The organism is Pseudomonas mandelii, from assembly GCF_900106065.1.
GTDB classification, from domain to species: domain Bacteria; phylum Pseudomonadota; class Gammaproteobacteria; order Pseudomonadales; family Pseudomonadaceae; genus Aquipseudomonas; species Aquipseudomonas mandelii.
The window spans coordinates 987,277-1,014,090 of the sequence record NZ_LT629796.1; the positions used below are offsets into that span (position 1 = coordinate 987,277).

Annotated in this window: 23 protein-coding genes; 16 read left to right on the top strand and 7 right to left on the bottom strand. The window is 59.5% G+C overall.

What is annotated here, in order from left to right; translation table 11 throughout:
• Positions 1-6: 6 nt before the first annotated feature.
• The 6 genes from BLU63_RS04540 to BLU63_RS04565 form a co-directional block, all read right to left on the bottom strand.
• The gene (locus tag BLU63_RS04540; protein WP_010463099.1) at positions 7-783 is read right to left on the bottom strand and encodes an ABC transporter substrate-binding protein; all 777 of its coding nucleotides are present in this window, start codon (positions 781-783) and stop codon (positions 7-9) included.
• A gap of 306 nt (positions 784-1,089) precedes the next feature.
• Positions 1,090-1,542 carry a molybdopterin synthase catalytic subunit MoaE gene (moaE, locus tag BLU63_RS04545; protein ID WP_010463100.1) on the bottom strand — a complete coding sequence of 151 codons (453 nt, stop codon included), beginning with the start codon at positions 1,540-1,542 and terminating at the stop codon, positions 1,090-1,092.
• Between the two features lies 1 nt (position 1,543).
• On the bottom strand, positions 1,544-1,786 hold the full coding sequence (gene moaD / locus BLU63_RS04550) for a molybdopterin converting factor subunit 1 (RefSeq protein WP_010463101.1): 243 nt from the start codon (positions 1,784-1,786) through the stop codon (positions 1,544-1,546).
• The gene (moaC, locus tag BLU63_RS04555; protein WP_010463102.1) at positions 1,783-2,256 is read right to left on the bottom strand and encodes a cyclic pyranopterin monophosphate synthase MoaC; all 474 of its coding nucleotides are present in this window, start codon (positions 2,254-2,256) and stop codon (positions 1,783-1,785) included. Before moaC ends, moaD begins: the two co-directional genes overlap by 4 nt.
• Positions 2,257-2,494: 238 nt before the next feature.
• The gene (locus tag BLU63_RS04560) at positions 2,495-3,889 is read right to left on the bottom strand and encodes a PhoH family protein (protein WP_010463104.1); all 1,395 of its coding nucleotides are present in this window, start codon (positions 3,887-3,889) and stop codon (positions 2,495-2,497) included.
• Positions 3,890-4,236: 347 nt separating this feature from the next.
• Positions 4,237-5,361, bottom strand: a complete 1,125-nt coding sequence (locus tag BLU63_RS04565) for a polysaccharide deacetylase family protein (protein ID WP_083374960.1) — start codon at positions 5,359-5,361, stop codon at positions 4,237-4,239.
• Between the two features lie 265 nt (positions 5,362-5,626).
• Here BLU63_RS04565 and yaaA point away from each other — a divergent pair, with 265 nt between their 5' ends.
• The 16 genes from yaaA (at position 5,627) to BLU63_RS04645 (ending at position 25,929) form a co-directional block, all read left to right on the top strand.
• Positions 5,627-6,406, top strand: a complete 780-nt coding sequence (yaaA, locus tag BLU63_RS04570) for a peroxide stress protein YaaA (RefSeq protein ID WP_010463107.1) — start codon at positions 5,627-5,629, stop codon at positions 6,404-6,406.
• Between the two features lie 808 nt (positions 6,407-7,214).
• On the top strand, positions 7,215-8,531 hold the full coding sequence (locus BLU63_RS04575) for a nucleotide sugar dehydrogenase (RefSeq protein WP_010463110.1): 1,317 nt from the start codon (positions 7,215-7,217) through the stop codon (positions 8,529-8,531).
• A gap of 227 nt (positions 8,532-8,758) precedes the next feature.
• Positions 8,759-10,240 carry a mannuronan synthase gene (gene alg8, locus BLU63_RS04580; RefSeq protein ID WP_370654476.1) on the top strand — a complete coding sequence of 494 codons (1,482 nt, stop codon included), beginning with the start codon at positions 8,759-8,761 and terminating at the stop codon, positions 10,238-10,240.
• Positions 10,241-10,276: 36 nt separating this feature from the next.
• Positions 10,277-11,446, top strand: a complete 1,170-nt coding sequence (locus BLU63_RS04585) for an alginate biosynthesis protein Alg44 (RefSeq protein WP_077748266.1) — start codon at positions 10,277-10,279, stop codon at positions 11,444-11,446.
• 9 nt (positions 11,447-11,455) lie between these two features.
• A complete protein-coding gene (gene algK / locus BLU63_RS04590) occupies positions 11,456-12,862 on the top strand; it encodes an alginate biosynthesis TPR repeat lipoprotein AlgK (protein WP_010463115.1) in 1,407 nt (468 codons plus the stop codon).
• Positions 12,859-14,346 carry an alginate export family protein gene (locus BLU63_RS04595; protein ID WP_083374961.1) on the top strand — a complete coding sequence of 496 codons (1,488 nt, stop codon included), beginning with the start codon at positions 12,859-12,861 and terminating at the stop codon, positions 14,344-14,346. The genes algK and BLU63_RS04595 overlap by 4 nt, the downstream gene beginning before the upstream one ends.
• A 26-nt stretch (positions 14,347-14,372) precedes the next feature.
• Positions 14,373-15,962 (top strand): mannuronan 5-epimerase AlgG, encoded by a 1,590-nt coding sequence (gene algG / locus BLU63_RS04600; RefSeq protein ID WP_077748264.1) that lies wholly within the window; start codon positions 14,373-14,375, stop codon positions 15,960-15,962.
• Positions 15,963-15,972: 10 nt separating this feature from the next.
• The gene (locus BLU63_RS04605; RefSeq protein WP_083374962.1) at positions 15,973-17,433 is read left to right on the top strand and encodes an alginate O-acetyltransferase; all 1,461 of its coding nucleotides are present in this window, start codon (positions 15,973-15,975) and stop codon (positions 17,431-17,433) included.
• A gap of 11 nt (positions 17,434-17,444) precedes the next feature.
• Positions 17,445-18,578: a mannuronate-specific alginate lyase gene (locus tag BLU63_RS04610; RefSeq protein WP_010463124.1), complete on the top strand. Its 1,134-nt coding sequence runs from the start codon at positions 17,445-17,447 to the stop codon at positions 18,576-18,578.
• Between the two features lie 213 nt (positions 18,579-18,791).
• A complete protein-coding gene (locus BLU63_RS04615; RefSeq protein WP_077748261.1) occupies positions 18,792-20,357 on the top strand; it encodes an MBOAT family O-acyltransferase in 1,566 nt (521 codons plus the stop codon).
• 11 nt (positions 20,358-20,368) lie between these two features.
• On the top strand, positions 20,369-21,544 hold the full coding sequence (locus BLU63_RS04620; protein ID WP_010463127.1) for an alginate O-acetyltransferase: 1,176 nt from the start codon (positions 20,369-20,371) through the stop codon (positions 21,542-21,544).
• Between the two features lie 17 nt (positions 21,545-21,561).
• Positions 21,562-22,215: an alginate O-acetyltransferase AlgF gene (locus BLU63_RS04625; RefSeq protein WP_042932354.1), complete on the top strand. Its 654-nt coding sequence runs from the start codon at positions 21,562-21,564 to the stop codon at positions 22,213-22,215.
• A gap of 214 nt (positions 22,216-22,429) precedes the next feature.
• Positions 22,430-23,881 carry a mannose-1-phosphate guanylyltransferase/mannose-6-phosphate isomerase gene (locus BLU63_RS04630; protein WP_010463132.1) on the top strand — a complete coding sequence of 484 codons (1,452 nt, stop codon included), beginning with the start codon at positions 22,430-22,432 and terminating at the stop codon, positions 23,879-23,881.
• A gap of 204 nt (positions 23,882-24,085) precedes the next feature.
• A complete protein-coding gene (locus tag BLU63_RS04635) occupies positions 24,086-24,550 on the top strand; it encodes a multidrug transporter (protein WP_083374963.1) in 465 nt (154 codons plus the stop codon).
• 33 nt (positions 24,551-24,583) lie between these two features.
• Positions 24,584-25,408 (top strand): SDR family oxidoreductase, encoded by an 825-nt coding sequence (locus BLU63_RS04640; RefSeq protein ID WP_083374964.1) that lies wholly within the window; start codon positions 24,584-24,586, stop codon positions 25,406-25,408.
• Between the two features lie 122 nt (positions 25,409-25,530).
• Positions 25,531-25,929, top strand: a complete 399-nt coding sequence (locus tag BLU63_RS04645) for a hypothetical protein (RefSeq protein ID WP_010463136.1) — start codon at positions 25,531-25,533, stop codon at positions 25,927-25,929.
• Positions 25,930-25,957: 28 nt separating this feature from the next.
• On the opposite strand, the gene BLU63_RS04650 is transcribed toward BLU63_RS04645, so the two are convergent.
• Positions 25,958-26,806, bottom strand: coding sequence for an efflux RND transporter periplasmic adaptor subunit (locus BLU63_RS04650; RefSeq protein ID WP_010463139.1), 849 nt, complete (start codon positions 26,804-26,806; stop codon positions 25,958-25,960).
• Positions 26,807-26,814 lie beyond the last annotated feature (8 nt).

Below are 26,814 nucleotides of genomic sequence, written 5' to 3' on the forward strand. Positions count from 1 at the left end.
GGTTGATCAATCGCCGTAGATGTCAGCCTTGAAGTACTTCTCGGAAATCTTCTGATACTCGCCACTCGCACGAATGCCATCAATGGCAGTATTCAACTGGCTCACCAGCTCGGTGTTGCCCTTGCGCACCGCAATCCCGGCACCCTCGCCCACGTACTTCGGATCCTTCAACTCCGGCCCGACAAAGGCATAGCCCTTGCCACGCGGCATCGCCAGGAAGTCACTCAACGGGATGGTGTCGGCAAAAATGGCGTCGAGGCGACCGGCTGCCAGGTCCATGTAGATTTCTTCGTTGTTGCCGTAGCGCTTGACGTTGATGCCCTTCGGTTCAAACACCTCGGTGGCGTAACGGTCGGTGGTGGTGGCACGCTGCACACCGACGGTCTTGCCCTTGAGGCTGGCGTATTGGTCATCCACGGACGCGCCTTCCTTCATCACCAGACGCGATGAAGTGAAGTAGTACTTGTGGGAGAAATCCACCGACTTCTTGCGGTCTTCGTTGATGGTCATGGACGACAGCGCCATGTCGATTTTTTTCACTTTCAGGGAAGGAATCAGACCGTCGAACTCGCCTTCGACCCACACGCACTTGACCTTCATTTGCGCACACAGGGCATTGCCGATGTCGTAGTCGAAACCGACGATCTCGCCCTTGTCGGTTTTCGACGCGAAGGGCGGATAAGCGGCTTCGATGCCGATGCGCAGGGTTTTTTCGGCGGCGAACAGCGTGCTGCACGCGAACAGGCTCAGCGCCAGACCGGTGATGAGGGGGAATTTCTTCATGTTCGTTCTCTCGCGGGTTGTTGTTGGTTTGGCAAGACAGAAGAAAGAGCTGGAAACGGGGAAATACTTTTTTGTACTTATAATTCCATACTGGACTTTTATGTATTAGCCGTCAATTGGGGAGAATGGAGATGTGCCGGCCGGTGGTCGGGCGAGGGTCATTGGGATTTTTGGTGTTGCTGATGGCCTCTTCGCGGGCAAGCCTCGCTCCTACAGGTTTTGTGTTGTTCACAAAATGTGCGCACGACACAAAACCTGTAGCAGCGAGGCTTGCCCGCGAAGGCATACTGGCAGACACCGCAGAAATCACTGCTTCCAGCGATCCGCCGCCGTATGATCGCTGTCACGCCCTTCCACCCAACGCGGTCCGTCTCGGGTGTTTTCCTTCTTCCAGAACGGCGCACGGGTTTTCAGGTAGTCCATGACAAAGGCGCAGGCGTCGAACGCCGCCTGGCGATGGGCGCTGGCGGCGCCGACGAAGACGATCGGTTCGCCCGGTTCAAGGGCGCCGATCCGGTGCAGCACTTCAAGCTTGAGCAGCGGCCAGCGCTGTTCAGCCTCCAGGGCGATTTTGCCGAGGGCCTTTTCGGTCATGCCCGGATAGTGCTCGAGAAACATCCCGGACACATCGAGCCCGTCATTGAAGTCGCGCACATAGCCGACAAAACTCACCACCGCCCCGACGCCGACATTGGCGGCGTGCATGGCATTGACTTCCGCACCCGGATCGAAGGCCGTGGACTGCACGCGAATCGCCATGTCAGCCCCCGGTCACGGTCGGAAAGAACGCCACTTCGTCACCGTCAGTCACCGGTTCGTCGAGCTGGCAGAGGTCCTCGTTGCGGGCGCACATCAAGTTCTGCTCGCTCAGCACCTCGGCACCATCACGCTGAGCCAGCAATGCACGGACGTCGTCGACCGTGGCGAAATCGCCTTCAACCTTGATTGAGTCCACGCCAAGCGCTTCGCGGTAGCGGGCAAAAAATTTCACGGTGACGTTCATGGTTGATCTGCCTGGAAATGGCCGCTCTTGCCACCGAGTTTTTCCAGCAGCCGCACGCTTTCGATGGTCATGCCACGGTCCACGGCCTTGCACATGTCGTAGATCGTCAGCGCGGCGACACTGGCGGCGGTCAGGGCTTCCATCTCGACGCCGGTCTGTCCGGACAACTTGCAGCGCGCGACGATGCGCACGGTGTCATCGCCTTCGGCACTCAGCTCGACCTTGACGCCGGTGAGCATCAGCGGATGGCACAGGGGAATCAGATCGCTGGTTTTCTTCGCAGCCTGAATGCCGGCGATGCGCGCCACGGCGAACACATCACCCTTGGGGTGACCGCCGCTGACGATCATCTGCAGGGTTTCGGGGAGCATGCGCACCAGCGCTTGAGCGGTTGCCTCACGGAACGTCACGGCTTTTTCGGTGACGTCGACCATAGTGGCGCGACCTTGGGAATCGAGATGAGTCAGCACAGGTTTACTCCTGATCAGGAGCGTCGATTGTAAACCTGTGGGTCAAATTTCCGCACGTTTGATTATTGGATGAATGGCCCTTGCAGAAGCGAGGCTTGCCCGCGAAGGCGGCGTGTCAGACAGATTGATGTTGAATGTGCGGTCGTCTTCGCGGGCAAGCCTCGCTCCTGCAAGGGGATTTGTGTTGGGCATAAAAAAACCGGGCGGCTTTTGGGGCCGCCCGGTTCTGGTGACGTAGTTACAAATGCGTTTCGGCGTATTCGGCCAGAATCGAACGTGGCACCCCTTGCAGGGTGATGTGTACACCGTTGGGGAAATCCTTGAAGCGTTCGGTCAGGTATGTCAATCCGGAGCTGGTCGCGGACAGGTAAGGGGTGTCGATCTGCGCCAGGTTGCCCAGGCACACCACTTTGGAACCGGCGCCGGCACGGGTGATGATGGTTTTCATCTGGTGCGGTGTCAGGTTCTGGCATTCATCAATCAGGATCAGACTCTGCTGGAAGCTGCGGCCTCGAATGTAGTTGAGGGATTTGAACTGCAACGGCACTTTGCTGAGGATGTAATCGACGCTGCCATGGGTGTTTTCGTCATCCATGTGCAAGGCTTCAAGGTTGTCGGTGATGGCGCCCAGCCAAGGCTCCATTTTTTCCGCCTCGGTGCCGGGCAGGAAACCGATTTCCTGGTCCAGGCCCTGCACGCTGCGCGTCGCGATGATCCGGCGGTAGCGCTTGCTGACCATGGTCTGCTCGATCGCCGCCGCCAGGGCCAGGATGGTTTTACCGGAGCCGGCAGCACCCGACAGGTTGACCAGGTGGATGTCCGGGTCAAGCAAGGCGTATAGCGCCAGGCTCTGATAGATGTCACGGGGTTTAAGGCCCCACGCTTCCTGGTGCAGCAGCGGTTCCTGGTGCAGGTCAAGGATCAGCAGCCGGTCTTCCTCTATCTCCTTGATCCAGCCGACAAAGCCCTGTTCGTCAATGATGAACTCGTTGATGTGGACGGCCGGCAGGTTGTCGATCAATTGCACCTGATGCCAGGTGCGACCGTGGTCCTGACGGGTTTCGACATTCCTCACCCGGTCCCAGAAGGAGCCGGTCATGTTGTGGTAACCGTTGGGCAGCAACGAAACGTCATCGACCAGTTGGTCGGTGCTGTAGTCCTCGGCCGCGATCCCGCACGCCCGGGCCTTGAGGCGCATGTTGATGTCTTTGGTGACCAGCACCACGGGCAGTTTCGGCTCGCGCGCGTGCAGGTCAATCAACTGGTTGATGATGATGTTGTCGTTCAGGTGTTCGGGAAGAATGATGTTCGGTTCGGCACGCTTGCTCATCAGAATTGACAGCAAACCCTTGGGCCCACTCTTGCCGCGCTGGATCGGCACACCGAGCTCGACGTCTTCGGGGCTGGCATCGCCCAGGGTCTTGTCGATCAGGCGAATCGCCTGACGGCATTCTGCGGCCACGCTGTGATGCCCGCTCTTGAGCTTGTCCAGCTCCTCAAGCACGGTCATCGGGATGGCAACGTGGTGTTCTTCGAAATTAAGCAGGGCGTTTGGATCGTGAATCAATACGTTGGTATCGAGTACATAAAGGATTGGCTGGTTGGAGGAAGAACTACGTCCGTGATCATCCATACTCGGTCACCTTTGTGGGAGCCATTCGACGCAATACCGTGACAGTGCTGCGCCTCGAAGTGGCCACCGAATTCACCTGCGAGGATTCAAGTGAACTGCGAACAAGTAGGGTCTTGGAAGACGCCACCTGTGTTGCAGGTTTCGGCGGTCTGTCTTCGTAATACTCCAAAACCCATGACAGAAAAAAGTACTTTGACGTTTTTTTGAAGTTTATTTTTCAGAGTGACCAATAGCACTAGGCGGATGGCCATCACCCCGTTAAAGTCGGAAGTCCGCCTGCATCGAAATCTGCTCGAAAATCACCCCGCCGCGCCCTCCTCCCCAATGATTCCGGGCTTTTTACGGTTTCAGCGAAACGCGTCCTGACAGTCCTCCCAACCGATCCCGCTTTGCGCCGTTTGCGTGATGAGCCAGGGCATCGCCGTTTTCACCACATCCTGCTTCACATTGAAGTTGATCACCCCATGTCGCCATAGCAGCATCAGCGTCAACACGCGCTGGGCGCTCGGGTTGCCCTTGAGCTTGCCGGCGCCATCCTGGGCATCGATGTCCCACAGTGCCACCTGCAAACCCTGAGCCTTGAAGAAGCCTTCGGCGTCAGAACGACGCTGGCCATCGGGCGGACGGAACAGCGGCACGTAATTCTCCGGCAGTTTGCTTTTGACCAGCTCGACGCTGCGGCGCACCGAGTCCTGCCAGTCCTGCCAGTGGCTGTGGGAGCGAAACTCCCAGCCTTGCACGCCGATGCACTGCGTTGAATAGGTCGCTTGCAGACTGGCCACCGAGCGCTCGGCCAGACGCGCCTGAATGTCTTTGCCCAGGACGAAGAAGGTGCCACTCATGTTCGACTTGCGCAGGTACTCGGTGACCCAGCCGGTGTTGTCCGGCGTGATATTGGCGGCGCTGTCGAACGTCAGCAAAAACAGCCGGTCATGCATCTCTTCGCCGTTGCGCTCATAGTCACCAAAACGATCGACTTCGCTGCTGCTCTGCGGAAACAGGGCCGCCTTGCGCAGTTGCTCGTCCAGATACTGGGCGTGGAACAACCGGCTCGGCTCCGACCACTTGATGTAATAGCTGTCGTCGCTGACCTGAAACTTGGCCGCTTGCTGGCGCAGGGTGTCCATGTCCTCGACGAGGAAACAGAAGGAAGCATCCTGATCGCAGCTCTGCTGGGCGAAGTTGTAGTTGGTCAGCAGTCGCTGCCACAGGCGCTGGCGCAGGTTGTTGACGGCCTCCAGATTAATCTTGCGCAGGCCCAGACGCTGGGCCAGGCTCGCTTCATCCAGCGACTCGCTCGCCAGCAGCACCCGCGAAAACATGAGGATTTCGGCGCGTGATGCCACGTCGAACAGCGTCGGGCTGCTGAGCTTTTCCGGCCAGGTGCTGCGATCAAGCGTCGCCACATCGCCCGGCGCCGCCATGGCACCAAAGCTCAATAGCCAGGCCGATAATAGAAAAACGATACGCAATGGGATGTCTCCATAACAAAACCCGCGCGGCACTATAGCTGATCCTGCCCACATTCCCGCAGCCGCACTGACCCCCGTAGGAGCGAGGCTTGCCCGCGAAGGCGGTGTGTCAGTTGGCATCACCGGTAACTGGCACACCGCCTTCGCGGGCAAGCCTTGCTCCTGCAGGGTTTGTGCAACACCACCGATCACCTATGGACTTGATAGCTGGAGTCAACCGGTCCAACCCCCTAGAATCGCCCCCACGATTAAAGGAGACGACTTCATGCTGATGGTGATTTCCCCCGCCAAGACCCTCGACTACGAAACACCGCCGGCGACCCAGCGCTTCACCCAGCCGCAATACCTGGACCACTCCCAGGAATTGATCATGCAACTGCGCGACCTGACGCCCGCGCAGATCAGTGAGTTGATGCACGTCTCCGACAAGATCGGCGGCCTCAACGCCGCGCGTTTCGGCAGCTGGACGCCAGCGTTCACACCGGAAAACGCCAAGCAGGCATTGCTCGCCTTCAAGGGTGACGTTTACACCGGCCTCAACGCACAAACTTTCAGCGAAGCCGATTTCGATTACGCGCAACAGCACTTGCGCATGCTCTCAGGCCTGTACGGCCTGCTGCGTCCTCTGGACCTGATGCAACCGTATCGTCTGGAGATGGGCACCAAACTGGCGAATGCCCGTGGCAAGGACCTGTACGCGTTCTGGGGCACCCGGATCAGCGAATGGCTGAACGAAGCCCTGGCCGATCAGGGCGACGACGTGTTGTTGAACCTGGCCTCCAACGAGTACTTCTCGGCGGTCAAACGCAGTGCCCTTAACGCACGCATTATTAATACCGACTTCAAGGACCTTAAGAACGGCCAATACAAGATCATCAGCTTCTACGCGAAAAAAGCGCGCGGAATGATGAGTCGTTTTGTCATTGAAGAGCGCGTCAACGACCCGGCAGACCTCAAAAACTTTGACGTTCAAGGCTATCGCTACAGCGCCGAACAGTCTAAACCGGACCATCTGGTGTTCCTGCGCGATCACGCGCCAGAGTAAGCACCTGACCGGCGCACGACGGCAAAAAATCGTCGTGCGTCGACGTCTGATCGTCCAACAATTCCCCACCTTGTTCGCCGACTTATTGGCGCCAGAAATCCATCGCCTGATTTTCTAACTTTAGTTTCACTCGACTTTGATGTTTTTTTTCAGTAGTGGCACTGAAATTTTTTATCAGTAGTGGCACAAAACTATCTGACTCGATAATAAGCCTATATATAAAGGGCCAAACGGCAAGTGCTATCAATCTGAGAGCAGTGCCATCTTTCCCAATATTTCAAGAAATTACAGAATCGGCGATGGGCGGGCAGGAACTATGTCCAAATGCGTAGCTCATACCACCGGTAACGATTTTCTCGATGCATGTACGAGATAACTTACGCAGAGAAGAGCGTCACATAGCGAAGTTGTCACATTAACTTCTGCAGACCGGACCTCTAATTTGGGCAACACATACAGGACAGGAGATACGCTTATCAATATCCCCTTCAAGGCCAAGGCTGCGCCCCTATAAACGTGCTCACCTGAGCACCCAACCGCTTGATTTACGGGCTTATTGCCTGGCATTGAGCGCGCAAGACCTTTGCACACGGTCCTCTGATTAGAAGATCGGCTGCATAACAGGGCATATCAGAATAATAAGGCCTAGTTGCGCACATCTTGAGTGCACTTATTTAGACACTCGGAACTTTGTATGCCTGCACGCGGCACTGCGGCGCCCGTAAGGCCGCACTTGCGAGTGCACTATAACGATGAACACCATTAACTCCGGCCATGTAATGGCTTGATAAACACAGAGGTAATTGCGATGCGCATCAGCATATTTGGTTTGGGTTACGTCGGCGCAGTATGTGCCGGTTGCCTGTCTGCACGGGGCCATGACGTCGTTGGCGTCGATGTTGCCAAAGACAAAATCGATATGATCAACGCCGGCCGTTCGCCGATCGTTGAACCGGGTCTGGGCGAACTGCTGAAGAAGGGTATCGAGACGGGCAAATTGCGCGGCACGACCAACTTCGCCGAAGCGATTCGCGACACCGACCTGTCGATGATCTGCGTCGGTACGCCGAGCAAGAAGAACGGCGACCTGGAACTGAACTACATCGAAGCGGTGTGCCGCGAGATCGGTTTTGTCCTGCGTGACAAGACCACCCGCCACACCATCGTGGTTCGCAGCACCGTGCTGCCGGGCACTGTCGCAAACGTTGTCATCCCGATCCTCGAAGACTGCTCCGGCAAGAAAGCCGGTGTCGACTTCGGCGTTGCAGTGAACCCTGAGTTCCTGCGTGAAAGCACCGCGATCGCCGATTACGACCTGCCGCCAATGACCGTCATCGGCGAGTTCGACAAGGCCTCGGGCGACGTTCTGCAATCGCTGTACGAAGAGCTCGACGCACCGATCATCCGCAAGGACATCGCTGTCGCCGAGATGATCAAGTACACCTGCAACGTGTGGCACGCCACCAAGGTGACCTTCGCCAACGAGATCGGCAATATCGCCAAGGCTGTCGGCGTCGATGGCCGTGAAGTGATGGAGGTGGTCTGCCAGGACAAGACGCTGAACCTGTCCCAGTACTACATGCGTCCTGGCTTCGCGTTCGGCGGCTCTTGCCTGCCGAAGGACGTTCGCGCCCTGACCTACCGCGCCGGCTCGCTGGACGTGGAAGCACCGCTGCTGAACTCGCTGATGCGCAGTAACGAGTCCCAGGTGCAGAACGCCTTCGACATCGTTTCCAGCCACGACAAACGCAAAGTCGCCCTGCTGGGCCTGAGCTTCAAGGCCGGCACCGATGACCTGCGCGAAAGCCCGCTGGTAGATCTGGCGGAAATGCTGATCGGCAAGGGCTACGACCTGAGCATCTACGACAGCAACGTCGAATACGCCCGTGTCCACGGCGCGAACAAGGATTACATCGAGTCGAAGATCCCTCACGTCTCGTCCTTGCTCAACGCTGACTTCGACGACGTGATCGCCAACTCCGACGTGATCATCCTCGGCAACCGTGACGAGAAATTCCGCGCCCTGGCGCAGAACGCTCCACACGGCAAGCAAGTCGTCGACCTGGTTGGCTTCATGTCCAAAGCCACCAGCGTCAGCGGTCGTACCGAAGGCATCTGCTGGTAACAAGCCGTTCCCTGTAGGAGCCAGGCTTGCCGGCGAACCAGACGACTTGATGTGTCAGGTACACCGCCTCGCTCCTGTAGGAGCCAGGCTTGCCGGCGAACCAGGCAACGCGGTGTGTCAAGCACACCGCCTTCGCGGGCGAGCCTCGCTCCTACGGTTTTTTATGCCTGCCTTAACCCCATCGGGCCACCCCACAGGCTCGCCCGAGATAGAGACGGATGCAGATTATGCACAGGCTAAAGCACGGCCTACTTCAGGCCGCCGGTTGGCTGTTTTACCTAAGTTTATTGATGGGCATCGCCATGGCGTTGCCTGCGTCCACATTCGATTCCGATTCGAAGGATTTTATCTTCCTCATCGGTTTCATCGGCATCTGGCGCTACTCGATGGGCGCCACGCACTTTGTGCGCGGGATGCTGTTTCTGTACGTGGTCTACCCGCACCTGCGGCGCAAAGTGCGCAAGCTGGGTGACGCGGCAAACCCGTCCCATGTTTTCTTGATGGTCACCAGCTTCCGTATCGACGCGCTGACCACCGCCCAGGTCTACGCCTCCGTCATTCGCGAAGCGATCGACTGCGGCCTGCCGACCACCATGGTCTGCTCCATCGTCGAAATGTCCGATGAGAAGCTGGTGAAAAGCCTTTGGACGAAGATGAATCCGCCGGATCGGGTCAAGCTCGACTTCGTGCGCATTCCCGGCACCGGCAAGCGTGATGGCCTGGCCTACGGTTTCCGCGCCATCTCCCGCCACCTGCCGGACGACCGCGCAGTGGTTGCAGTGATCGATGGCGACACCGTGCTCGCCGAGGGCACCGTGCTCAAGACCGTGCCGTGGTTCCAGCTGTTCGGCAATGTCGGCGGCCTGACCACCAACGAGTTCTGCGAAGTGCGCGGCGGCTACATCATGAGCGAATGGCACAAACTGCGATTTGCCCAGCGCCACATCAACATGTGCTCGATGGCCTTGTCCAAGCGAGTACTGACCATGACCGGCCGGATGTCGGTGTTTCGCGCAACCGTGGTCACCAACCCGGACTTCATCGCCGACGTGGAAAGCGACTCGCTGCAACACTGGCGCCTGGGCCGCTTCAAGTTCCTGACCGGTGACGACAAGTCGAGCTGGTTCAGCCTGATGCGCCTGGGCTACGACACGTTCTACGTGCCGGACGCCGCGATCCACACCGTGGAGCATCCGCCGGAAAAAAGCTTCATCAAGGCCAGTCGCAAACTGATGTTCCGCTGGTACGGCAACAACCTGCGCCAGAACGCCCGCGCCCTGGGCCTGGGGGTTAAACGCCTCGGCCTGTTCACCTCGGTGGTGCTGTTCGATCAGCGCGTGTCGATGTGGACCTCGTTGCTGGGCTTGACGGTCGCGCTGATCGCCAGCTTCAAGTACGGCACCGCGTTCATCCTGGTGTACCTGCTGTGGATCGGCATTACCCGCCTGATCCTGACCGTGCTGCTGTCGTTGTCCGGCCACCGGATCGGCCCGGCCTACCCGGCGATTCTCTATTACAACCAGATCGTCGGCGCGCTGGTGAAGATCTACGTGTTCTTCCGTCTCGACCAACAGTCCTGGACTCGCCAGCCCACTTCCCTGACCCGTGACCTCGCCAGCTTTCAACGTTGGTTCAACACCTGGTCGTCTCGGACCATGACCTTCTCCGCCGGCAGCATCTTTGTTGCCGTGCTGCTGATGATGGTCTGACCGCCCCCTTATTGAATTAACCAGGAAAACGCCCCTATGAATACCGCCGTCAACGCCAACGTAGTGCATGAGTCAGAAGCCCAGCGCCAACACGCCCGAGTGAAAATCCCGGCCAAGCTGCGTTTCTTCGGTCCCGACCGGACCCCGGTGGAAGCTCGAGTGATCGACCTCTCCGCTGGCGGCCTGGCCTTCAACGCCGGTCAGCTGCCGCTGAAAACCGGCGATGTGTACAAGGCGCGCCTGCAATTCGTCATCGATAACCTCGGTCTGGCCATGGACGTGGAATTGCTGATCCGCTCCGTCGACCGCCAGACCGGCCGCATCGGTTGTCAGTTCCAGAACCTGGAGCCCCAGGATATTTCCACCCTGCGTCACCTGATCACTTCGCACCTGGCCGGCGACATCGTCAGCATGGGTGAAGTGCTGGCGACCCTGCAGCGCGACAACTTCACCAAGGCGCGCAAGATGAAGGACGGTGGCCACGGCATGACCGCGTTCGGTCGTCTGCGCGCCGTGACCTTCAGCCTGGCGATTTTCATCGTCGGCCTCGCGGCGTTCGGTTTCATCTTCAAGTCGGTGTACGGCATGTACTTCGTCAGCCACGCCCAGGCGGGCCTGGTCAGCGTGGCAGGCATGAACATCACCATGCCCCGCGACGGCACCGTACAGAGCCTGATCAAGGCTGACGGCGTTGCTGCCAAAGGCGCGCCGCTCGCAACGTTCAGCACCAGCATGCTCGACGTACTCAAGGGCCATCTGGACGACAACCAACTGCAACCGGCCAAGGTTGAAGAACTGTTCGGCAAGCAAATGACCGGCACCCTGACCTCGCCGTGCGATTGCACCGTGGCCCAGCAACTGGTCGCCGACGGTCAGTACGCCAGCAAAGGCGACGTGATCTTCCAACTGGTGCCGCGCAACAGCGAAGCCAATGTTGAAGCGCGCTTCTCCTATCGCCAGTTCGGCGATGTGCTGCCAGGCAACACGGTCAGCTTCCAGATCGCCGGTGAAGACAAAACCCGCAGCGGCAAGATCGTCAGCAGCACCAGCCTGAAAAGCGCCGACCTTTCCTCGGACATCCGCGTGCTGATCCAGCCTGACGAGCCGCTCGACAGCAAGTTCGCCGGTCGCCCGGTTGAAGTGAACAGCACCCGTGGTCCGAACCTGAACTGGCTGATCGACAAAGCCATGGCCGCCGGTATTTAAGCAGAGGACATGCCCGTGACTAGCCCACTCAGAATCCTGCCGGTCCCGCTGACCCTGGCCATGGCAATTGCTCTGGCCGGTTGTGCCGGCCTTCCAGACCAACGTCTGGCTAACGAAGCCCTCAAGCGCGGTGACACCGCGCTGGCGGCGCAGAATTACCAGCAACTGGCAGACCTGGGCTACAGCGAAGCACAGGTTGGCCTGGCCGATATCCAGGTCGATAGCCGTGACCCGGCGCAGATCAAACAGGCCGAGGCGACTTATCGCGCCGCGGCCAGCGTCTCGCCGCGGGCCCAGGCTCGCCTGGGTCGTCTGCTGGTGGCCAAACCCGGCTCCACCGAAGCCGAACAGCACGAAGCCGAAGGCCTGTTGAAAAAAGCCTCGGCCGCTGGTGAAGGCAACACCCTGATCCCGCTGGCGATGCTGTACCTGCAATACCCGCACAGTTTCCCCAACGTCAACGCCCAGCAGCAGATCAGCCAATGGCGCGCCGAGGGCAAACCGGAAGCGGGCCTGGCTCAAGTGCTGCTCTATCGCACCCAGGGCACTTACGACCAGCACCTGGACGAAGTGGAAACCATCTGCAAAGCGGCGTTGAACACCACCGACATCTGCTACGTCGAACTGGCCACGGTCTATCAGAAACAGGCCAAGCCTGAGCAACAGGCCGAGCTGATCAAGCAGATGCAAGCCGCTCACGCTCGCGGCACGGTCACCGCTCAACGCGTGGACAGTGTGGCTCGCGTATTAGGCGATGCGAGCCTGGGCAAGACCGACGAGAAAACCGCTCAGTCGCTGCTCGAAGGCATCGCTCCGGGCTACCCCGCTTCCTGGGTCAGCCTCGCACAATTGCTCTACGACTTCCCGGAACTGGGCGACGTCGACACGATGATGAAGTATCTGGACAACGGCCGCGCCGCCGACCAGCCGCGCGCCGAACTGTTGCTGGGCAAGCTCTATTACGAAGGCAAAATGGTGCCGGCCGACGCGAAGGCCGCCGAAGAACACTTCAAGAAAGCCGTCGACCGAGAAGTGGCCGCCGATTACTACCTCGGCCAGATCTACCGTCGCGGTTACCTGGGCCAGGTCTATTCGCAGAAAGCGCTGGACCACCTGCTCAAGGCTGCGCGCAACGGCCAGAACAGCGCCGACTTCGCCATTGCCCAACTGTTTTCCCAAGGCAAGGGCACCAAGCCCGACCCGCTTAACGCTTACGTCTTCAGCCAATTGGCCAAGACGCAGAACACCCCGCAAGCCACCGAGCTTGCGCAAACACTCGAAGCCCAACTGCCGCCTGCCCAGCTCGCCGAGGCCAAACGCCTGTTGAAACAAGAACAGGACGTTCGTGGTGCCTTGAGCCAGAACACGCTGGAACTGCATGCCCTGCAAGAAGAAGACGGCGAGGAATCCCTATGAAGCTGAATCCATTCGTGAAGGCCGGTATTGGCCTGTCGTTCGCCCTGTTGTGGTCGTGCCCGACCCTGGCGGCCCTGACTGAAAGCAAAAACTACGGCCTTGATGTGAAAATCACCGGCCAGTCCCAAGACGACACCGATCTGGGCACCGCAAGCGGCGGCGACGTCAACGGCGTCGGCCTCGACCTGCGTCCATGGATCTACGGCGAAAGCGGCGCGTGGAGCGGCTACGCCATGGGTCAGGCCGTGACGTCCACCGACATCATCGAGACCGACACGCTGCAGCAGGCCGACAGCGACGGCACCCAGACCACCGACAACGGTGATCGCAAGAGCAAGAAAAACTACCTGGCGATGCGCGAGTTCTGGGTCGGCTACAGCGGCCTGACGCCGTACCCTGGCGAGATCCTCAAGCTCGGTCGCCAGCGCCTGCGCAACGACGACGGCCAATGGCGCGACACCAACATCGAAGCCCTGAACTGGACCTTCGACACCACCCTGTTGCGTGCCAACGCCGGTGTGGCCGAACGCTTCAGCGAGTACCGCACCGACCTCAACGAGCTGGCTCCGAAAGACAAGGATCGCCTGCACGCTTACGCCGATGCGGCGTATCAGTGGACACCGGGCAACTGGGTCGGCATTCGTGGTCATCACACCCACGATGACGGCAAGCTTGACTATCCGCAACCTGGTGTTCCGGCCGATTCTCTGGACAAGAAAGAGAACGGCGACATCAGCTGGATCGGCCTGACCGCCGACAGCGATGCCTACAACTGGCGCAACACCAACACCGTCAATTACTGGGGCAGCGTCACCGGCATGAGCGGCGACCGCGACACGGTCAATCCGCTGAACGCCGACGGCACTCCGCCGGCACAAGCCAAGACCAGCGGCAACGTCGATGGCTGGGCCACTGACCTGGGCGTGCGTCTGCGCCTCGATCCGCAATGGCAAGTCGGTGCAGCCTATGCCCGCGCCAGCGCCGATTACGAACAGAACGGCCTGGAAAGCAATCGCTCGAACTACACCGGTACCCGTTCGCGGGTTCACCGTTTCGGCGAAGCCTTCCGTGGCGAAATGAACAACATGCAGACCGCTACGCTGTTCGGCTCGTGGATGCTCAACGACGAATACGACGCCAGCGTGATCTACCACAAATTCTGGCGTGTCGACGGCAACAAGCCGGTCGGCAGCAACGGCATCAACGCCGTGCAGAACGACACCGACGACGTGACCGGCGCCGTGCTCTCCAGCACGTCCCTGCCGCTGGAAGATGGCAACAAAGACCTCGGCCAGGAAATGGACGTGGTCGTCACCAAGTACTTCAAGCAAGGCCTGCTGCCGGCCTCCCTGAGTCAGTCGATCGATGAGCCTTCGGCCCTCGTGCGCTTGCGTGGCGGTGTGTTCAAGCCGGGCGATGCGTATGGCAAAGGCGTCGATTCGTACATGCACCGCGCGTTTATCGACGTGATCTGGCGCTTCTGATGCGAACCGCGAAGGGAGTTCCTGACATGAACAGTCCGAAGAGAGGCTCGTTGACCTTGCTGGCCGGCGCGATGCTGCTGGCCAGCTCGGCGGCCTTCGCCACTGCGGAGCCGGTAGCGCCCGCGCAGAAAGGGCAGCCGGCGACCATTGCCAAGGGGCTGCAACAGGCCAAGACCTACACTGTCAACAGCGCGCCGACCGAGCCGCTGGAACTGGCTGCGCCGAAGCTGCCGGACACCTCCGGCTACACCGCCGAAGCCATCGCCGCGAAAGTCGTGCGCACCAAGGCCGGCAAAATCAGCGTGCGCCGGATGATGCAGGAGAACGCCCTGAAGGACTTCATCGGCGGCGATAACAAGATGGCCGAGTGGGTGGTGCGTCAGCACGGCATCCCACAGGCGATCTTCGTCGACGACGGCTACATGAACCTCAAGGATCTGGCCAAGAAACTGCCCAAGCAGTACTTCAGCGAAACCTCGCCGGGTGTGTTCCTGGCGAAGTTGCCGATCGTGGTAGGTGAGAAAGGCATCCTGGAAATCGACAAGCAGACCCAGGAACTGCGCCTGTCCCAAGAGTCCGGTTCGTTCCTGGTCAACGACGGCCAGCTGTTTGTGCGTGATACCAAAATCACTGGCTGGAGCGAGAAGGCAAACGCCCCGGCGGCCTTCAAGTCGCCGAAGGAATTCCGTCCGTTCCTGCTGTCCTGGGGCGGCACCCAGACCTACATCGCCAACAGCAAGATCGCCAGTTTCGGCTACGCCAACAGTAAGTCTTACGGCGTGAGTATTTCCCAGTACACGCCGAACATGGCCAAGGTGCTCAAGCGTCCTGAACCGACCGGCTGGATCGTCGGCTCCGAGTTCTCGGACATGTGGTACGGCTTCTACTGCTACGAGACCCGCGACTTCGTGGTCAAGGGCAACACTTACAAAGACAACATCGTCTACGGCATTGACCCGCATGACCGTTCCCACGGACTGATCATCGCGGACAACACCGTATTCGGGACCAAGAAGAAGCACGGGATCATTATTTCCCGTGAGGTCAACGACAGTTTCATCTTCAACAACCGCAGCTACGACAACAAGTTGTCAGGCATGGTGATTGACCGTAACAGCGTGAACAACGTCATCGCCTACAACGAGATCTACAAGAACCACACCGACGGCATCACCCTCTACGAGAGTGCTGACAACCTGCTGTGGGGCAACAAGGTGATCAGCAATCGCCGCCACGGCATCCGTATTCGTAACAGCGTGAACATCCGTCTCTACGAAAACCTCGCCATGGCCAACGGCCTGACGGGCGTCTACGGCCACATCAAAGACCTGAGCGACACCGACCGGGACATCAAGCTCGACCCGTTCGACGCCCAGGTGTCGCTGATCATCGTCGGTGGCGAACTGGCCGGCAACGGCAGCGGACCGCTGTCCATCGACTCGCCGCTGAGCGTCGAGTTGTATCGCGTGTCCATGCTCGCCCCGACCAAATCCAGCGGCATCAGCTTCAACGGGATCCTTGGCGAGCGCCAGGATGAAATTCTCGACCTGCTGGTGCGCCAGCAGAAAGCCGTGCTGATCGACCCTGTCGAACGCCAGACCGAAATGCAGGACTGAGGATAATTTTATGCACCCACACTTGATCAAATTACTCAGCCTGTCGGCCCTGACCGCCGGCATTCTCGCGGCCAGCGCCGGCGTCCGTGCCGATGAAGCTGCCAGTAAAGTAAGTCCGCCGAGCTTCAGCGCCGAACCGTGCTGCAACCTGTGCCCCGAAGCCCATGACGCGAAGAACTACACCACGCGTTATCAGCAGAACTTCACCACGCTGGTGCAGGCTCAGGGCGACTGGCTGTTCCGGACCCAGGAAGACTTGCGCACCGAATTCGACACCACCCCCGCCGGCTACAAACGCATGAAAGAGCTGCACGATGCGTTCAAGAGCAAAGGCGTGGAACTGGTCATCGTTTACCAGCCCACCCGTGGTCTGGTGAACCGCAACAAACTGAATCCGGAAGAAAAAGCCAAATACGATTTCGACAAGGCGCTGAAGAACTACAAGACCATGCTCGGCCGTTTCGCCGCCATGGGCTACGTGGTTCCGGACCTGTCGCCGCTGACCAACGAATCGCTGCCCGACACCCTGCCGGCCCACGACTTCTACTTCCGCGGCGACCAACACTGGACGCCGTATGGCGCCCAGCGCACGGCGAAAATCGTCGGCGAGAAAATCAAGCAACTGCCTGAGTTCGCTGACATTCCCAAGCGCGAATTCGAGAGCCATAAGTCGGGTCGCATGGGCAAGACCGGAACATTACACAACATGGCCGGTCAACTCTGTGGCACCAGCTACGCGATCCAGTACATGGATCAGTTCACCACCGAGCCCAAGGGCGAAGCGGCCGACGGCGACCTGTTCAGTGACTCGGGCAATCCCGAGATCACCCTGGTCGGCACCAGCCACAGTGGCAAGAACTACAACTTCGCCGGTTTCCTCGAAGAGGCCATCGGCGCCGACATCCTCAACGTGGCGTTCCCCGGCGGTGGCCTGGAAGGTTCGATGCTGCAGTACCTGGGCAGCGAAGAGTTCCAGACCAAGCCGCCGAAGATTCTGATCTGGGAATTCTCGCCGCTCTATCGCCTCGACCAGGAAACCATCTACCGCCAGATGATGGCGCTGCTGGACAACGGTTGCGAAGGAAAGGATGCACAGATGACCGGCAGCACCACGTTGAAACCGGGCAAGAACGAATTAATGGTCAACAGCAAGAACCTGAACCTGCAAAACGGCAGTCACCAGGTCGACATCCGCTTCGCCGATCCATCGGTGAAAACTTTGCAAGCCACCCTCTGGTACATGAACGGTCGCCACGAGGACATCAAAATCGAAAAACCGGAAACCTCCGACACCGACGGGCGCTTTGCCTTTGAGTTGCGCACGGACGAAGACTGGGCCACGCAGAATGTGCTGGCCGTCGAAATCCAGGGCCCTGAAGCAGGTGCCACGCCACAGAAAGTCGAAGCGAAAATCTGCAAACGCAATGTATTCCCTGGCGCTGGGCAGCGTACCGCTCAAGCCGGGCAATGAGGCAACCTCTTATGACATGCATGCAAACCCGAACTTTGAAAAAGTTACTCGCGCCCTCCCTGCTGACGTTGGCGATGTTCGCCGGCGCCACCCAGGCCGCCGCGCCACTGCGCCCGCCACAGGGTTACTTCGCGCCGATTGAAAAAGTCAAAACCGGCGACAAGAGCGAAGGCTGTGATGCGATGCCGACGCCGTACACCGGCTCACTGCAATTTCGCAGCAAGTATGAAGGCTCCGACAAGGCCCGTTCGACCCTGAACGAGGCCTCGGAAAAAGCCTTCCGCGACACCACCGCCGACATCACCAAGATGGAGCGCGGCACCAGCAAGCGCGTGATGCAGTACATGCGTGACGGTCGTCCGGAACAACTGGAATGCACCCTGAATTGGTTGACCGCCTGGGCCAAGTCCGATGCGTTGATGTCCAAGGATTTCAACCACACCGGCAAATCCATGCGCAAATGGGCATTGGGCAGCATGGCGTCGGCTTACATTCGCCTGAAGTTCTCCGATTCGCAACCGCTGGCCAACCATCAGCAAGAGTCGCAGTTGATCGAAGCCTGGTTCAGCAAAATGGCGGATCAGGTGGTCAGCGATTGGGACAACCTGCCGCTGGAAAAAACCAACAACCACTCGTACTGGTCCGCCTGGTCGGTGATGGCAACGTCCATCGCCACCAACCGTCGCGACCTGTTCGACTGGGCAGTGAAGGAATACAAAGTCGGCGCCAATCAGATTGACGCCCAGGGTTTCCTGCCCAACGAACTCAAGCGCCAGCAACGCGCCCTCGCCTATCACAACTACGCCCTGCCGCCGCTCGCGATGATCGCCAGTTTCGCTCAGGTCAACGGTGTGGACTTGCGTCAGGAAAACAACGGCGCGCTGAAACGCCTGGGTGACCGGGTGTTGTCGGGGGTTAAAGACCCGGACGAGTTCGAGAAAAAGAACGGCAAGGAACAGGACATGACCGACCTCAAGGTCGACTCGAAATTCGCCTGGCTCGAACCGTTCTGCACGCTCTACACCTGCTCGCCGGATGTACTCGAGAAAAAACACGAGATGCAGCCGTTCAAGACCTTCCGCCTCGGGGGTGACCTGACCAAGGTCTACGACCCGGCCAACGAGAAAGGCAAAAAAGGTTCGTAGCCAAAGCACAAAACCTTGTAGGAGTGAGCCTGCTCGCGATTGCGGCCTGACATTCAACATTCATGTCGACTGACACGCCCTCATCGCGAGCAGGCTCACTCCTACAGAGGGTCAGTGTCAGGTTTGAGATTTGAGTAATGCCCTCTGGATTTTGATGGGGGGTTTGGGGGGGCCGTTGGCCCTTGACTGTTGGTTAAACATGGAGAGACCGGGATGGTATTTTCATCCAACGTGTTCCTGTTTTTGTTCCTGCCGATCTTTCTCGGCATGTACTACTTGAGCGGAATACGCTATCGCAACCTGCTGCTGCTGCTCGCCAGCTACGTGTTCTATGCCTGGTGGCGTGTGGACTTCCTTGCGCTGTTCGCAGCCGTCACGTTGTGGAACTACTGGATCGGCCTCAAAGTCGGTGCCGCAGGCGTTCGGACCAAACCGGCACAACGCTGGTTGCTGCTGGGCGTGGCCGTCGACCTGTGCATTCTCGGCTACTTCAAGTACGCCAACTTCGGCGTCGACAGCATCAACGCGATGATGACGTCGGTCGGTCTGTCGCCGTTCATCCTGACCCACGTGCTGTTGCCGATCGGGATCTCGTTCTACATCTTCGAGTCCATCAGCTACATCATCGACGTCTATCGGGGAGACACCCCGGCGACCCGCAACCTGATCGACTTTGCCGCATTCGTGGCGATCTTCCCGCACTTGATCGCCGGCCCGGTGTTGCGTTTTCGCGACCTCGCCGACCAGTTCAACAACCGCACCCACACCCTCGACAAGTTCTCCGAAGGTGCCACGCGGTTCATGCAGGGTTTCATCAAGAAGGTCTTTATCGCCGACACCCTCGCGGTGGTGGCCGACCATTGCTTTGCCTTGCAGAACCCGACCACGGGCGACGCCTGGCTGGGCGCCCTCGCCTACACCGCGCAGTTGTATTTCGACTTCTCCGGCTACAGCGACATGGCCATCGGCCTGGGCTTGATGATGGGTTTCCGCTTCATGGAAAACTTCAAGCAGCCGTACATCAGCCAGTCGATCACCGAGTTCTGGCGTCGCTGGCACATCAGCCTGTCGACCTGGTTGCGTGACTATCTGTACATCACCCTCGGCGGTAACCGTAAAGGCACGCTGATGACCTATCGCAACCTGTTCCTGACCATGCTGCTCGGTGGTCTGTGGCACGGCGCGAACATCACCTACATCATCTGGGGTGCGTGGCACGGCATGTGGCTGGCGATCGAAAAGGCCCTGGGCCTGAACACCTCGCCACGCAGCATCAACCCGATCCGCTGGGCCCTGACTTTCCTGCTCGTGGTCATGGGCTGGGTGATCTTCCGTTCGGAAAACCTGCACGTCGCCGGTCGCATGTACGGCGCGATGTTCAGCTTCGGCGAATGGTCGTTGTCGGAACTCAACGCGGCCAGCCTCACCGGCCTGCAAGTGGCGACCCTGGTGGTGGCTTACATGACCCTGGCGTTCTTCGGCATCCGCGATTTCTACAGCAACCTGCCGCCTGAGAAGACCAAGCCTGTGGTCAACGTCGAGGCCGACGGCCCGGCCGCTGCCACGCCTGGAATGATCAAAGCCGTACCGGGCGACAACCCGACCAGCATCCACGAGCCTGGCTACACCGTTGGCGTTGAAGCCACCGTGCAACCGGCCTACTGGACCGCGGACTGGTCCCGCTACGTGATGCGCACGCTGGTACTGGTGCTGTTCATCGCCTCGATTTTCAAACTCTCGGCGCAAAGCTTCTCGCCGTTCCTTTACTTCCAGTTCTGAGGGATCTGACCATGACCCGCTCATTACGTATCTTCTACATCGCCCTGTTCATGGTGACCCTGCTGGTGCTGGGCCTGTGGTCGACGCGCAGCTTCTTCGGCTTCAGCACCAACGCCGATGCGACGGTGCTCAATGGCCGCTGGGCCAAGGCTGTGGAAACGCACTACGACGAGGAGTTCCCGATCAAGCGCCTGGGCACCAACCTTTGGGCCGCGCTGGATTTCAAACTGTTCAACGAAGGTCGTCCGGGCGTTGTGCTCGGCCGCGATCAATGGCTGTACAGCGATGAAGAATTCAACCCGATCGTCAACGAAGAGTTGAACCTGCAAGGCAACTACGCGCTCGTAGAAGGCGTACGCCAGGAACTCAAGGCCAAAGGCGTGAAACTGGTGATGGCGATTGTGCCGGCCAAAACTCGCCTGTACCCGGAACACCTGGGCGCAGTGAAACCTTCGAGCATTCACGCCAACCTCTATGAAGACTTCCACGCTCGCGTGGCAGCCAACAAGATCATCGCGCCTGACCTGTTCGGCCCGATGCTCAAAGCCAAGCTGGACGGCGAGCAAGTGTTCCTGCGCACCGACACCCACTGGACCCCGGAAGGCGCGCAAATCGCCGCCGAGACCCTGGCCAAAACCATTGCCGAGAAAACCCCGCTCAGTGGCGAGCCGCAACGCTTCGTCACCGAACCTGCGGAGAAGGTCACGCACAAGGGCGACCTGCGGTTGTTCCTGCCGCTGGACCCGCTGTTCGAAAACCTGATGCCGAAGACCGAGCCGTTGCAAAAGCGCAACACCGTGGTCGCGCAAGACCAGCCTGCCGGTGATGACGCGCTGTTCGCCAACACCGAAGTGCCGGTGGCCCTGATCGGCACCAGCTACAGCGCCAACCCTAACTGGAACTTCGTCGGGGCGCTGAAACAAGCGCTGAACAGCGACGTGGTCAATTACGCCGAAGACGGCCACGGCCCGATTCTGCCGATGCTCAGCTACCTGAAAAGTGATGCTTTCAAGAACAGCCCGCCACAGGTGCTGATCTGGGAGTTCCCTGAACGTTATCTGCCTGTGAACAACGAAATAGGCGACGCCGACCCGCAGTGGGTCGCAGAGCTCAAAGAAGCCGGCGCCCGCCAACAAAACGTAGCCGCAAACACTAAATCCGAGACGCCCGACCGGGCGCAAAACTGAAAGAGAGAGGTACTACCATGACTTTCACTACTACTCCTCGCCGTCTCGCCAAGACCTTCGCACTTGTTGCTGGCATGAGCGTGTTGTCGATGTCCGCCTTCGCTGGTGACGCTGCACTCTACGGCCCGACTGCACCGAAAGGTTCGAGCTTCGTCCGTGTCTACAACGCCGGTAACGCTGAAGTCAGCGCCACCGTCGGCAGCACCAACCTGGCCGAAGTCGCGCCGCTGTCCAGCACCGACTTCAGCTTCATGCCGGGCGGCGACTACAGCGCCAAGGTCGGCAGCCAGACCCTGCCGGTGAAACTGGCCGGTGATCACTATTACACCCTGGTCAACAACGCCAGCGGCGCGCCGCAACTGATCGAAGAGCCGCCGTTCAAGAACAAGCAGAAATCCCTGGTTCGCGTGCAGAACCTCAGCGACAAGGCCCTGACCCTGAAAACCGCTGACGGCAAGACCGAAGTGGTTCCATCCGTAGCGGCCAAGGGCCGTGGCGAACGTGAAATCAACCCGGTCAAAGTCAGCCTGGCCCTGTACGACGGCGCGACCAAAGTCGGCGACGTGAAACCGGTTGCCCTGGAACGCGGTGAAGCCGCCGTGCTGTACGTCACCGGTAAAGGCAGCAGCCTGTCGCCAGTCTGGGTAAAACGCCCGGTTTCGACGCGCTAAACATTTTGCCTGACTGACGCTGTTCCCTTGTGGGATCGAGCCTGCTCGCGATAGCGGTCTGACATTCAACATTGATGTCGACTGATACGCCGCCTTCGCGAGCAGGCTCGCTCCCACATTGAACCGCAGTGCCAGTCGGGACACGGAATAAGAACAAGAGTGAAACGACAGAACGCAGTAGCTCTGACCCATACGATTTTCAAGGAGTAACAACATGATTCCGGTGATCTTGTCAGGTGGTAGCGGCTCACGTCTTTGGCCGCTTTCGCGTAAGCAATTCCCTAAACAGTTCCTCGCCCTGACCGGCGAACACACGCTGTTCCAGCAAACCCTGGAACGCCTGGTGTTTGAAGGCATGGACACCCCGATCGTGGTCTGCAACAAAGACCACCGCTTCATCGTCAACGAGCAGCTGAGCAACCGTAAACTGGAAACCCAGCGCATCCTGATGGAACCGTTCGGCCGCAACACGGCGCCGGCCGTGGCCCTGACCGCGATGATGCTGGTCAATGAAGGTCGCGACGAGTTGATGCTGGTGCTGCCGGCCGACCACGTGCTGGATGACCAGAAAGCCTTGCAACGTGCGCTGGCCCTGGCCACCGTCGCTGCCGAAAACGGCGAAATGGTGCTGTTCGGCGTTCCGGCCACCAAACCGGAAACCGGCTACGGCTATATCAAATCGACCGCTGACTCCCTGCTGCCCGAAGGCGTCAGCCGCGTCTCGCACTTCGTCGAAAAACCGGACGTCAAGCGCGCCACCGAGTTCGTCCAGTCCGGCGGTTACTTCTGGAACAGCGGCATGTTCCTGTTCCGTGCCAGCCGCTTCCTGGAAGAGCTGAAAAAACACGATCCAGACATCTACGACACCTGCCTGCTGACGCTTGAACGCAGCGAACAGGATGCCGACACCGTCACCATCGACGAAGCGACTTTCGCCTGCTGCCCGGACAATTCCATCGATTACTCGGTCATGGAAAAAACCCAGCGCGCCTGCGTCGTACCGCTGACCGCCGGCTGGAGCGATGTCGGTTGCTGGTCGTCGCTGTGGGAAGTGAACGAAAAAGACGCCAACGGTAACGTCACCAAAGGCGACGTGGTCATTCAGGACAGCAAGAACTGCATGATCCACGGCAACGGCAAACTGGTGTCGGTGATCGGCCTGGAAAACATCGTGGTCGTCGAAACCAAGGACGCCATGATGATCGCCCACAAGGACAAGGTCCAAGGCGTGAAACAGATGGTCAACACCCTCAACGAGCAGGGCCGCAGCGAGACCCAGAACCACTGCGAAGTCTATCGTCCGTGGGGCTCCTACGACTCGGTGGACATGGGCGGCCGTTTCCAGGTCAAGCACATCTCGGTCAAGCCGGGCGCGTGCCTGTCCCTGCAAATGCACCATCACCGCGCCGAACACTGGATCGTGGTCAGCGGCACGGCCGAAGTGACCTGCGACGAAAACGTGTTCCTGCTCTGCGAGAACCAGTCGACCTACATCCCGATCGCCTCGGTTCACCGCCTGCGCAACCCGGGCAAGATTCCACTCGAGATCATCGAAGTGCAATCGGGCAGCTACCTGGGTGAAGACGATATCGAGCGGTTCGAAGATATCTACGGTCGCTCCACCCCGATCGAACGCGGCGTGTCGGTGAAAACCATCGCGCAGTAAGCGTTCAGTAAAACAAAAGCCCCCGTCCAGTCCGCTGCGTTTTCCCTATCCGCAGCGGGTTGGTCGGGGGCTTTTTTTTTGTTCGTTCCCACGCTCTGCGTGGGAGTTCAGCCCGGGATGCTCCGCGTCCCATTGGAACGCGCAATGTCCATTCCCTCAGCCCTTCGGTAGGATGGTGGCCATGAGTTCAAGGAGCGTTCAAACATGTTCATCGGCGTCTTGCTGGTTATTACCTGGCTGATCCTGTTGCTGCGCTACCCGGCCAAGGCCTTGCCCGTCTCGGTGGCGGCCGCCATCGGCCTGGGTCTGGTGGCCACGTGGGTGATCTGGATGGACAACCGCGAGGTCAAGCAACTGGCGCGCCTGGAGTTGCGCATCACCTACGCGCCGGAACACTGCCCGGCAGACCGGCCGTTGAAATTGACCATGAACAACGGCAACGACGTGCCGCTGACCGAGTTGCGCTGGCGTGTCGCCGCGTATGCGCCGGGCGATACGGTCAATCTGGCCGACAATCAATACACCGCCCCGCGCTATCGCGGCCCCGGCGAACTGCAAGCCGGCGCCAACTGGGAAGACTGCTTGCCCCTGCCGCCGCTGCGCCCTGGCTATCGCCCGCAAACCCTGGAGTTTCGCGCCGAGCGTTTGCAGGGTAGTTTCTCCGACTGATCCCCCTACTTCTTTTTGCACAAGGACCGCGCCATGCCCGTTGCGTTGATTACCGGTTGTTCCAGCGGCATCGGCCGCGCCCTCGCCGATGTGTTCAAAGGGGCCGGATACGAAGTCTGGGCCAGCGCCCGCAAGGCTGAAGATGTGGCCGCGTTAACCGCCGCCGGATTCACGGCCGTACAGCTGGACGTCAACGACGGCGCGGCGCTGGAACAGCTGAGCGAGCGGATCAACCAGCAACATGGCGGCCTCGATGTGCTGATCAACAACGCCGGCTATGGCGCCATGGGGCCGCTGCTCGACGGCGGTGTGCCGGCGATGCAGCGCCAATTCGAAACCAATGTGTTCGCGATTGTTGGCGTGACCCGCGCGCTGTTCCCGGTATTGCGTCGGGCCAAAGGGATCGTGGTAAACATCGGCAGCGTTTCCGGGGTGTTGGTCACACCGTTTGCCGGCGCGTATTGCGCCTCGAAAGCCGCTGTCCATGCCTTGAGCGATGCATTGCGCATGGAGCTGGCGCCGTTCGGTGTGCGCGTGATGGAAGTACAGCCGGGCGCCATCGAATCCAGCTTCGCCAAGAATGCCGGGCATGAGGCGGAGCAGTTGATCACCGAGCAATCGCCGTGGTTTCCCTTGCGCGAAGGTATTCGTGCGCGGGCCAAGGCCTCTCAGGATAAACCGACCCCGGCCAAGGAGTTTGCCGGTGGTTTGCTCAAGGCTGTGCAGCAGAGCAAACCTCCGCGCCTGATTCGTCTGGGCAACGGCAGCCGGGCGTTGCCGTTGTTGGCGGGGTTGCTGCCTAAAGGGTTGCTGGAGGCGGGGTTGATGAAGCGGTTTGGGCTTAGGGGGCAACTGTAGGACTGCGTTATCGTTTTTCGCGGGCAAGCCTCGCGCCTACAGGCTCGCGTCGTTCGCAATATTTGCCCAGGCTTGCCCGCGAAGACGTCAGACCAGACGCTGCAAAAACTCAGGAAACAACCATGACCGACTACACCGACTACTTCGACGAAGTCATCCAGGCCCACGTCGCCATCGAACAATGGCTGGCCGAAGAACGAGACGACTCGGCACTTGAACAACTGCTGAGCCGGTTTTCACCACAGTTTTCCATGATCTCGCCCCTCGGCCGGGTGCTGGATTTCGAAGCGTTGAGCGAGTTGTTCTTGCTGGCCGGCGGGAAGAAACTTGGCTTCAGGATCGAGCTCAGCGAGTTGCGGGGTATTGCACTGTACGACGGTGGCGCGGTGGTGGGTTATCGCGAGCAGCAGACCGATGCGACGGGCCTGCACTCGGATCGCCGCTCGACAGTAGTGTTTGAGAAACAGGCCGGTGGCAAGGTGGTTTGGCGACATTTGCATGAGACGTTTTGCAAGGGCTGAGCCTTTGTCTTATGCCTGACGGACCGAGTCAGTTAACCACGACCGTGCACGTAATCCCCGCCGCCAAAAGAACACCTTCCGGCACTTCATCAATGTGAATCCGCACCGGCACTCGCTGCGCCAGGCGCACCCAGTTGAACGTCGGGTTCACATCCGCAATCAGCTCGCGGCTCTCCGGGTTGTCCCGGTCGTAGATGCCACGGGAGATGCTTTCCACATGCCCCTTCAACACCTCGCCGCTCATCAACTGCATGTCGGCCTTGTCGCCCACCCGCACATGCGGCAGTTTGGTTTCTTCGAAGAAGCCATACACCCAGAATGAGTTCATATCGACCACAGCCATTTTCGCTTCGCCGATGCGCGCGTAGTCACCGCGATGCACGTTGAGGTTGGTGACATAGCCGTCCACCGCAGCACGGACCTCGGTGCGTTTGAGGTTCAGTTCAGCCGCTTCCAGTTGTGCCTGGGCATGCTGGTAATCGGCCAGGGCCGAGTCGGCGATGTTGCTGGCGTCGTCGCGGTTTTCCTTCGAGATCACCAAGGCGTCCATGTCGGCGCGGCGATGGGCGTTGACCTTGCGCATCTCCCACGTCGACTTGCGCGAGGCCACCAGGGCCTGCGCCTGTTTGACCGCGATGCGGTAGTGCTCGGGGTCGATGCGCATCAGCAGATCGCCCTTCTTCACTTGCTGGTTGTCGCGCACCGGCACGTCCACCACTTCCCCGGTGACGTCGGCGGCGACGTTGATAATGTCGGCGCGTACCCGGCCGTCGCGGGTCCACGGCGTGTCCATGTAATGCACCCAAAGGGTCCGGCCGATCCATATCGCAAGGGCCAGTACCAGCAACGTGGCGAGCAGGCTGAAAAGCTTTTTCATCAGGGCCT

Excerpts from the sequence above, each read along its gene's own strand:
- BLU63_RS04560 (WP_010463104.1), bottom strand. The coding sequence starts at position 3,889 with ATGGATGATCACGGACGTAGTTCTTCCTCCAACCAGCCAATCCTTTAT.
- BLU63_RS04585 (WP_077748266.1), top strand. The coding sequence starts at position 10,277 with ATGAATACCGCCGTCAACGCCAACGTAGTGCATGAGTCAGAAGCCCAG.
- BLU63_RS04605 (WP_083374962.1), top strand. The coding sequence starts at position 15,973 with ATGCACCCACACTTGATCAAATTACTCAGCCTGTCGGCCCTGACCGCC.
- BLU63_RS04615 (WP_077748261.1), top strand. The coding sequence starts at position 18,792 with ATGGTATTTTCATCCAACGTGTTCCTGTTTTTGTTCCTGCCGATCTTT.
- BLU63_RS04540 (WP_010463099.1), bottom strand. The coding sequence starts at position 783 with ATGAAGAAATTCCCCCTCATCACCGGTCTGGCGCTGAGCCTGTTCGCG.
- yaaA (WP_010463107.1), top strand. The coding sequence starts at position 5,627 with ATGCTGATGGTGATTTCCCCCGCCAAGACCCTCGACTACGAAACACCG.
- alg8 (WP_370654476.1), top strand. The coding sequence starts at position 8,759 with ATGCACAGGCTAAAGCACGGCCTACTTCAGGCCGCCGGTTGGCTGTTT.
- BLU63_RS04630 (WP_010463132.1), top strand. The coding sequence starts at position 22,430 with ATGATTCCGGTGATCTTGTCAGGTGGTAGCGGCTCACGTCTTTGGCCG.
- BLU63_RS04635 (WP_083374963.1), top strand. The coding sequence starts at position 24,086 with ATGTTCATCGGCGTCTTGCTGGTTATTACCTGGCTGATCCTGTTGCTG.
- BLU63_RS04650 (WP_010463139.1), bottom strand. The coding sequence starts at position 26,806 with ATGAAAAAGCTTTTCAGCCTGCTCGCCACGTTGCTGGTACTGGCCCTT.
- BLU63_RS04625 (WP_042932354.1), top strand. The coding sequence starts at position 21,562 with ATGACTTTCACTACTACTCCTCGCCGTCTCGCCAAGACCTTCGCACTT.
- BLU63_RS04645 (WP_010463136.1), top strand. The coding sequence starts at position 25,531 with ATGACCGACTACACCGACTACTTCGACGAAGTCATCCAGGCCCACGTC.
- algK (WP_010463115.1), top strand. The coding sequence starts at position 11,456 with ATGCCCGTGACTAGCCCACTCAGAATCCTGCCGGTCCCGCTGACCCTG.
- BLU63_RS04575 (WP_010463110.1), top strand. The coding sequence starts at position 7,215 with ATGCGCATCAGCATATTTGGTTTGGGTTACGTCGGCGCAGTATGTGCC.
- moaE (WP_010463100.1), bottom strand. The coding sequence starts at position 1,542 with ATGGCGATTCGCGTGCAGTCCACGGCCTTCGATCCGGGTGCGGAAGTC.
- algG (WP_077748264.1), top strand. The coding sequence starts at position 14,373 with ATGAACAGTCCGAAGAGAGGCTCGTTGACCTTGCTGGCCGGCGCGATG.
- BLU63_RS04595 (WP_083374961.1), top strand. The coding sequence starts at position 12,859 with ATGAAGCTGAATCCATTCGTGAAGGCCGGTATTGGCCTGTCGTTCGCC.
- BLU63_RS04640 (WP_083374964.1), top strand. The coding sequence starts at position 24,584 with ATGCCCGTTGCGTTGATTACCGGTTGTTCCAGCGGCATCGGCCGCGCC.
- moaD (WP_010463101.1), bottom strand. The coding sequence starts at position 1,786 with ATGAACGTCACCGTGAAATTTTTTGCCCGCTACCGCGAAGCGCTTGGC.
- BLU63_RS04620 (WP_010463127.1), top strand. The coding sequence starts at position 20,369 with ATGACCCGCTCATTACGTATCTTCTACATCGCCCTGTTCATGGTGACC.
- BLU63_RS04610 (WP_010463124.1), top strand. The coding sequence starts at position 17,445 with ATGACATGCATGCAAACCCGAACTTTGAAAAAGTTACTCGCGCCCTCC.